The organism is Anaeromyxobacter sp. SG17, assembly GCF_022690695.1.
In the GTDB taxonomy this organism is placed as follows: domain Bacteria; phylum Myxococcota; class Myxococcia; order Myxococcales; family Anaeromyxobacteraceae; genus Anaeromyxobacter; species Anaeromyxobacter soli.
The window spans coordinates 1-7,915 of the sequence record NZ_JALCYX010000120.1 but is presented as its reverse complement, the minus strand read 5'-3'; the positions used below and the strand labels follow the sequence as shown (position 1 = coordinate 7,915).

Genomic DNA, 7,915 nt, shown 5'->3' with positions numbered 1-7,915 from the left:
GCGATGCCGCTGGGGCCCCACCCCTGCTCGGCGGGGCCCGTGAACCTGCGCGCCCGCTTTCGCGGGTGCGCGCAGGTTCCCCGCCGGAGGGGCTTCGCCCCTCCCGCGCTTCGCGCGGGGCCCTCCCACTGCAAAGCTCGGGGGGGCCGTGAACCTGCGCGCCTGCCGCGGCTCAGGCCTTCACGCCGCTCGCCGGGACCTGACCTTCGGCCTCGCCCGCGCGCGTGCGCGCCTCGGCGGCGTAGCGGTTCAGCTTGTTGTAGAGAGTCTTCTCGCTGATCCCGAGGATCTCGGCGGTGCGCGCCTTGTTCCCGCCGTTCTTCTGCAGCGACGCGAGGATGTACTCCTTCTCGACCTTGTCGAGCGGGATCCCGAGCGGCATCCGCAGCGTCGCCGCCTCCGGGCGGGAGGCCTGCATGTCCGGCGGGAGGTGCTCCTCGCCGATGACGTCGCCGTCCACGAGGATCATCGCGCGCTCGACGGTGTTGCGCAGCTCGCGGATGTTTCCGGGCCAGGCGTACCCCTGCAGGATCCCGAGCGCGGCGGGCGACACGCCTTGCACGTGCTTGCCGGTCTCGCCGTTGAACTTCTCGAGGAAGTGATGAACGAGGAGCGGGACGTCCTCGCGCCGCTCCTTGAGCGCGGGGAGCTGGATCGTGAAGACGTGGAGGCGGAAGTAGAGGTCCTCGCGGAAGCGGCCCTTGCGGATCTCCTCCTTGAGATCGCGGTTCGTCGCGCAGATGACGCGGACGTCCACCTCCACCTCGGCGCGCCCGCCCAGCCGGCGGAACCGGCGCTCCTCCAGGACGCGGAGGAACTTCGCCTGGAGCTCGAGCGGCAGCTCCCCGATCTCGTCGAGGAAGATCGTGCCGTTGTGCGCGAGCTCGAAGTTGCCGAGCCTGCGCTGGTCCGCGCCGGTGAACGCCCCCCGCTCGTACCCGAAGAGCTCCGACTCGATGAGGGTCGCGGGGATCGCGCCGCAGTTCACCGCGACGAAAGGCTTCTCCTTGCGCGGCGAGAGGTTGTGGATCGCGCGCGCCACCACCTCCTTGCCGGTCCCGCTCTCGCCGCTGATGACGACGCTCGCCGTCGAGGGCGCGACCTTCTTCACGAGCTCGAACACCCGCTGCATCGAGGGGCCCGAGCCGATCATGTCCGTGCCGGGGGCGAGGGCGGCGATGCGGCGCCGCAGCAGCTGCACCTCGCGCATCGTCTCTTTCTTCTCGAGGGCGCGCTCGAGCACGAGCCGCAGGCGCGGCACCTCAAGCGGCTTCTCGATGAAGTCGTAGGCGCCCTCCTTGATCGCCTGCACCGCGGTCTGGATGGTCCCCCGGCCGGTGAGCAGCACGACGGGGCAGTCCGGCAGCTCGGCGCGGAGCGCGCGCAGGAGCCAGAGCCCGTCCATGTTCGGCATCACGAGGTCGGTGAGGATGACGTCGGGGTGCCCCTCGATGGCCCGGCGGAGCGCCTCGGTGCCGTCGCTCGCGGTCTGGACGTCGTAGCCCCAGCGCTGCGTCAGCTCCGCCAGCGCGTCGCGGCTGTCGGCCTCGTCGTCGACGATGAGGACCCGGTATTTCATTCGCGATCGTTCCTCGGGAGCCGCAAGGTGAGGCGCTCCAGCGCGCCCTCGTGCACGATGGCGAGGTCGCCGCCGAGCGCCCGTGCCGCGGCGTCCGCGACGTCCGTGTAATACCCGAGCTCGGGGTCCGGTTCACCCGCCGCGTGCTCGATGGTCAACCGCAAGCTCGCCGCCTCGGGCTCCACGCGAACCGACATCCGCCCGCCCTCCGGCGTCTCGACGAGCGCCCGCGAGACGAGGCCGAGCACGAGCCGCGACACCCGGCCCGGATCGCAGCGCGTCCGGGCGGAGCCCGGCGCGGCGTCCGCGTGCAGGTCGATGCGGCGCCGCCGGGCGTCGTGGCCGAACAGGCTGACCGTGTCCGCCGCGAGCGCGCCGACGTCGGTGTAGCCGAGCGGCGCGGAGGGATCGGTCACGTCGAGGAAGCGGCGCACCACCTCGTTGACCCTGCCGATCTGATCGCGCAGCGCGCCCAGGTGCGACGCCGAGGCGACGCCCGCGTCTCCGGCCGACGACAGCTTGTCCGCGAGCAGCGCGAGCTGGAGCGCCATCGCGTTCAGCGGGTTCTTGATGTCGTGCGCGACGCCCGCGGCCAGCCGGGTGAGCCCCTGCGATCGCATGGCGTGCTCGAGGCACTCGGCGTCCTGCGAGGTCCGGGCGAGGAGGAGCGTCCCCTCCCCGCTCGGGACGCGGTGCAGCTCGAGCACCTGGCCGTCCGGCCCCGGCACGCGCGCGATGGCGGGGCCGTCCCCGGCCAGCAGCGCGCGGAGCTCCGGCGCCGTCTCGGCGCGCGTCCGCAGCGCTCCGGTCAGGTCGGCGTCGGCCCCGAGCCCCAGCTGCGCTGCGAAGCCGGGGTCGGCGGCGACGACCGACCCGGACCGGTCGACGAAAGCGGCGCCTCTGGCGAATGGGTGCATGATGAGAACCTGGAAGTCGCGCCCTGAGATGCGTCGCGACGGTCGTTTTTTCAAGCCCGCTCGGATGATACCGGTAAAGCTCGGAGCCCTCGTGCGCGTGTTCCCGTCCGCCCCATCCGTCACCGTGGTCCTCGCCCTCTCCCTGGCCGCCTGTGCGACCGGAGCGCGCGGACCGGCCGACCGCGCCGCCCAGCCCGTGGCGGCCCCCGCGCCGTCGACGTCCCCCTCCCCGCCAGCGCGCGGAGGCGCCCTGGAAGCGGTCGCGCCCGCGGAACCGCCGGTCCGCACGGTCGCGCAGGTGACGATCGGGGCGGTCGGCGACGTCCTCATGCACGACGCGGTGAAGCAGTGCGCCGCGACCTACGGGCGCGGCGCCCCGGACGCGGGCTTCTCCTGGCTCTACGCACCCGTCGCCGATCTCCTCGCCGCGCCCGACGTCATGTTCGCGAACCTCGAGACGCCCGTGGCGCCCGCCACGGCTCAGGGCACGCGCCCGTTCGTGTTCAACGCGCCGCCCGAGGCGGTGGCCGCGCTGCAGCACGCCGGCGTGGACCTCGTCTCCTTCGCGAACAACCACGTGTTCGACCAGGGGCGGCCCGGCTTCGAGGAGACCGTCCGGCGGCTCGACGCGCTGCGGATGCGCTACGTCGGGGCGGGCCCGTCCGGGCGCGCCTCCGGCCCGGTCACGGTGGACGCCGCGGGGATGCGGATCGCGTTCCTCGGGTACGCCCACTTCTTCAACCAGGACGGAAACGCCTGCCCCGCGGCGCGAGCTTGCCTCCAGGCGTCGCAGCTCGATCGCGAGGGGGCGGTGGAGAGCGTCCGCCGCGCGGCCTCCGAGGCAGACGCGGTGGTCGTGTCGCTCCACTGGGGCGAGGAGTACGCGCCCCAGCCGCGCGCCGAGGACGTGGAGCTCGCCCACCGGCTCGCCGACGCGGGCGCGCTCGTGGTCCTCGGCCACCATCCCCACGTCCTGCAGCCCGTCGAGCTGTACCGCCGCGCCGACGGCCGCACCGCCGTCATCGCCTACTCGCTCGGGAACTTCGTCTCGAACCAGTCGCGCAACTACGTGCCGGGCGTGACCCCCGAGGCCGTCGCGGCGACGAGGGACGGCGCGCTCCTGCGCGTGAAGCTGGCGCGCCGCGACTACGGGCGGGGCGTCGCGCGCGTGGAGGTGGCGGGCGCGGACTTCCTGCCGCTCTGGACGGAGAACGACACCGTGGAGATCGACCGGCGCAAGGAGCCCGGCCGGAAGCCCGCCATCCGCGTCGTCGCGGTCGATCGCGCGCTCGCGCAGGTGCGCGCGGAGCTCGCCGCCTTCCCGGACCCCGTCCCGGCCGATCGCGCGGAGGCCTGGACGCGGCTCCGCGCGCGCGAGCAGCTCCTCGCCGGCCGCCGCGCGGCGGTCGCGGCGGTGATGGGAGAGGACCTCCTGCGGACGCTCGCCCCGGGAGAGCTCGCGCCCGCGAGCGTCGCGTCGCCAGCGCCGGAGCCGGCGAAGCCGGTCAGCGCCGCTACTCCTTGACCGACGTGGTGACCGTCCGCGCGTGGCCGGTGTCGGCCGGCTGCACGTCGGGCCGCGCGGGCACCTTCAGCTCGACGAGCTCGATCCCGAGCCGCTGCGCGTACTCGAAGATCCGCTCGTCCCGGTAGAACTCGCCGAACACGATCCGGTGGCAGCCTGCGTTCGCGATGAGCTTGAAGCACGGCCAGCACGGCGAGGCGGTCGTGTAGATCGCGGAGCCCTCGATCGCGACGCCGTTCTTCGCCGCCTGGATGATCGCGTTCGCCTCCGCGTGAACGGTCGCGACGCAGTGACCGTCCTCCATCATGTGCCCCGCCTCGGTGCAGTGCGGCAGGCCGCGGATCGAGCCGTTGTACCCGGTGGAGAGGATCGTCTTGTCGCGCACCAGCACCGCGCCGACGTGCTTGCGATCGCAGGTCGCGCGCGTCGCGACGACGCGCGCCACGTTCATGAAGTACTCGTCCCAGCTGACCCGATTATCCATCCGCCCTCCGGCTGTCCGGAGGCGGCATCCTACTCCAGGGGCCCGACTTCCGGCGGAGAGAGCGATTAACATGCAGGCATGCTCCGGACCGCCGTCGCGCTCTCCGCGCTCCTCGCCGCGCTCCCGTCGTTCGCCCAGCAGTCGCCCGCCCTGCCTCCCGTGGCGACGCCGTCGGGACGGGCGCAGCCCGATCCCGCCGCTCCGCCGTCCGCGCCCGTGACGCCGGGGGCGGGGACGGCGAAACGCTCCCAGCCGCCCGACAAGCCGCTCCCGCGCGGCGCGGTGCTCGAGGAGATCTCCGGCGTGCTGGAGGGCGTGGACGGGCACGCGCACCGGATCACCGTCGGGACGGCGGGGGGCAAGGTGACGCTCACGGTCGACCGCAACACCATGGTCTACACGTCGGCGGGGCTCGGGACGGTGGCGGATCTCGTCCCCGGATCGCAGCTCCGGGCCGGGCGGAACGCCGACGCGCTCGCGTACTGGGTGCAGGTTCGCAGGCCGGCCGCCGGGGAGCCGCAGTCCACTCCCGGCCAGGGCACCGGCCCAGGCGGCGGAAGCGGGCCGCCGGCCGAGGGAGGGCGCGGGGCCGGGACCGGCGGCGCCAGCGTCCCGAGCGGCGTGGGTCCGGGCAGCGTCTCGCCGGGTCCAGCCGCGCCGGGGACTGGCGCGACCGGACGTTAGCGAAGCCTAGAGCGCGCCGGGCGCGGCGGGCAGCGACACGGGCTGGGTGCGCGCGGCGACCTCCGCCTGCCCGGCCGCGACCTGCGCGTCCTGCGTGCCGCCGCGGCCGCGCTGGGCGACCTCGCCCGAGCCGTCGTCGGAGAGGCGCGCGAGGCCGTGGTCGGCGAGGAAGCGCCGGATCTTCGCGGCCGGGGCGACGAACGTCTCGCCGGGCATCGGCACGTCGAACGCGTACTGGTCGGCGTCCTTGCCGAACTCCACGCGCGCCGTGCGGTAGCCCTCGACGAGGCCGATGAGGCGGCCGCGCGGGACGTCGAACACGCCGCCGCCGCTGCTGCCGTAGCCGATGGCCGCGTCGGTCTTGAGCGACTTGGCGCGCCGCGGCGCGGCCGCGTTCTCGAGGAACTCGTACTCGACCTGGGAGACGATTCCGGCCGCGACCGAGAGCCCCTTCCCGAACGGCGCGCCGATGACCACGAGATCGTCGCCGAGGTCGAGGCTCTCGTCCGGCGCGAGCGGCGTGACGGGCAGCTCCGCGCCGACCTCGAGGACCGCGATGTCCGTCTCCGGCAGCTTGCCGGTCGCGACGACCTTCGCGGCGAGGTGCGCGTCGCGCCCGCTCGGGAGCACCTCGATGCGGACGGGCTCCTGCCAGGCGCGGCCCGGCTCGACGACGTGCGCGTTCGTGAGGACGAAGCTCCGCTTGCCCTCGCGGGCGAACGCGATCCCCGAGGCGCTGCGGACGACCTCGCCGCCCGCGGTGATCCGGATGCGCACCGCGCTCGGGAACACCTTGTGGACGGTCTCCGCGCGCGGGTTGCCGGCGCGGGCGGGAGAGGAGAGCCCGAGGAGGGGCGAGGCGACGAGGAAGAGGCCGGCCACGAGAGCGGCCCCGCCGAGGCTCGGAAGGAGGCGGGTCTTGAGCACGTCCCGTCCAACGGGGGGCGCTTCACCCGAATTCCCCCGGGTGGAGCGCTTGCGCCTTTCGACCCCCCGTGTGGGCGAGCGTCCGCTCGCACGGCAGGAGGGCGGGAACTCCACCCTGCCCCACCTTCGTAGTACCCTCGCCGCGGCATGGAGCGGCTCTCCCCCGACACCATCATCGGGATCGATCTCGGCACGACGAACTCGTGCGGTGCGGTCGCCCACGGCGACGGTCAGGTGAAGCTCATCCCCTACAAGGGCGGCGAGTACACCATCCCGTCCATCTTCGCGATCGACGACAAGGGCAACGAGCTCATCGGCCACGAGGCGAAGCGCCAGTGGCAGCTCAACCCGCGGAACACCCTCTACGCGACGAAGCGGCTCATCGGGCGCGCCCCGCGGGACGAGGTCGTCGACACGATGCAGCAGTCGGTCCAGTACCGCGTCCACGCGGGGGACCGGAACGACGTCGAGGTCGACTGCCACGGGCAGAGCTTCTCGATCCAGGAGATCGCCTCCCGGATCCTCGCGAAGATCCGGGACGTCGCGTCGGATCACCTCGGCTTCAAGGTCCGGCGCGCCGTCGTGACGGTGCCCGCGTACTTCACCGACCGGCAACGCCAGGCGGTGAAGGAGGCCGGGGCGTTGGTGGAGCTCGAGGTCGTGCGCATCATCAACGAGCCGACGGCCGCCGCCCTCGCCTACGGCATCGGCAAGCGGCTCGACGAGCGCGTCCTCGTGTACGACCTCGGCGGCGGCACGTTCGACGTGTCGATCATCGAGATCCGCGACCGCGTGTTCGAGGTGAAGGCCACCGGCGGCGACATCTTCCTCGGCGGCATCGACTTCGACGACGCGATGATCCGGTACGTCCTCGACGACTTCCGCAAGAAGCACGGAATCGACCTCTCGTCGGATCCGGTCGCGATGCAGCGCATCAAGGACCTCGCCGAGCGCACCAAGATCGACCTCTCGGCCCGCACCGAGGCGCCGTTCTCCATCCCGTTCATCACGATGACGCCGCAGGGCCAGCCCCTCAACATGGACGTGCGGTTCGACCGCAAGCTCCTCGAGGCGCTCACGCAGCACCTCGTGGACCGCTCGCTCAAGATCATGGGCGGGGTCATGGTGGACGCCGGGATCACCGCGAAGGACATCGACGAGGTCATGCTCGTCGGCGGGCAGACCCGGATGCCCGTCATCCAGGAGCGGCTCACGCGCTTCTTCGGGAAGCCGCCGTCGAAGGGCGTCCACCCCGACGAGGCGGTGGGGATCGGCGCCGCGCTCTACGGCTGGTCGCTCCAGGAGAGCTCCGACCTGAAGCTCCAGCTCCTCGACGTCATCCCCATGGCGATCGGCATCGAGCAGGCGGGCGGCGCGATGCACGTGGTCTTCCCGCGCAACGCCGCGATCCCCAACGCGCGGACCATCGCGGCCACGAACGCGGTCGACCGCCAGAGCGAGCTCGCGGTGCGCATCTACCAGGGCGATCAGCCCTGGTCGGTGGACAACGAGCTCCTCGGCGAGTTCACCTTCAGCGGCGTGCGGCCGGGCCGCGCCGGAGAGGTGCGGCTCGAGATCCTCTTCGAGGTCAACATCGAGGGGATCCTCACGATGTCCGCGCGCGACCTCGACACCGGCCGCCAGATGAAGACCACGGTCCGCATCTCGACGCGCTGAGCGCCGGACGATCCGGTCGCGCCTCCCTAGCCTCCTGAAGCTCGCGCGGCCCCCGGATCACCGGAGGCCGCGCGCGAGCGAGGCGGGTCCGCTCAGTCGCGGCGCGGGGCCGGGGCCGGCCG

General features: G+C 73.0%; 7 protein-coding genes. 3 read left to right on the top strand and 4 right to left on the bottom strand.

Annotation, left to right across the window (positions count from 1 at the left end):
* Positions 1-172: 172 nt before the first annotated feature.
* A complete protein-coding gene (locus tag MNY60_RS22740) occupies positions 173-1,579 on the bottom strand; it encodes a sigma-54 dependent transcriptional regulator (protein WP_242341310.1) in 1,407 nt (468 codons plus the stop codon).
* Entirely contained in the window at positions 1,576-2,496 is a 921-nt protein-coding gene (locus MNY60_RS22735) for a histidine kinase dimerization/phospho-acceptor domain-containing protein (RefSeq protein ID WP_242341309.1), read from the bottom strand. Before MNY60_RS22735 ends, MNY60_RS22740 begins: the two co-directional genes overlap by 4 nt.
* A 298-nt stretch (positions 2,497-2,794) precedes the next feature.
* Between MNY60_RS22735 and MNY60_RS22730 the strand changes: the two genes are divergently transcribed.
* Positions 2,795-4,021 (top strand): CapA family protein, encoded by a 1,227-nt coding sequence (locus MNY60_RS22730; RefSeq protein ID WP_242341308.1) that lies wholly within the window; start codon positions 2,795-2,797, stop codon positions 4,019-4,021.
* On the opposite strand, the gene MNY60_RS22725 is transcribed toward MNY60_RS22730, so the two are convergent.
* Entirely contained in the window at positions 4,011-4,505 is a 495-nt protein-coding gene (locus MNY60_RS22725; RefSeq protein ID WP_242341307.1) for a dCMP deaminase family protein, read from the bottom strand. The genes MNY60_RS22730 and MNY60_RS22725 overlap by 11 nt on opposite strands.
* 78 nt (positions 4,506-4,583) lie before the next feature.
* On the opposite strand from MNY60_RS22725, the gene MNY60_RS22720 reads away from it, so the two are divergent.
* Positions 4,584-5,189 carry a hypothetical protein gene (locus MNY60_RS22720; RefSeq protein WP_242341306.1) on the top strand — a complete coding sequence of 202 codons (606 nt, stop codon included), beginning with the start codon at positions 4,584-4,586 and terminating at the stop codon, positions 5,187-5,189.
* Between the two features lie 6 nt (positions 5,190-5,195).
* Here MNY60_RS22720 and MNY60_RS22715 read toward each other — a convergent pair whose 3' ends face one another.
* On the bottom strand, positions 5,196-6,116 hold the full coding sequence (locus MNY60_RS22715) for a S1C family serine protease (protein WP_242341305.1): 921 nt from the start codon (positions 6,114-6,116) through the stop codon (positions 5,196-5,198).
* A gap of 147 nt (positions 6,117-6,263) precedes the next feature.
* On the opposite strand from MNY60_RS22715, the gene MNY60_RS22710 reads away from it, so the two are divergent.
* Positions 6,264-7,793: an Hsp70 family protein gene (locus tag MNY60_RS22710; protein WP_242341303.1), complete on the top strand. Its 1,530-nt coding sequence runs from the start codon at positions 6,264-6,266 to the stop codon at positions 7,791-7,793.
* Positions 7,794-7,915 lie beyond the last annotated feature (122 nt).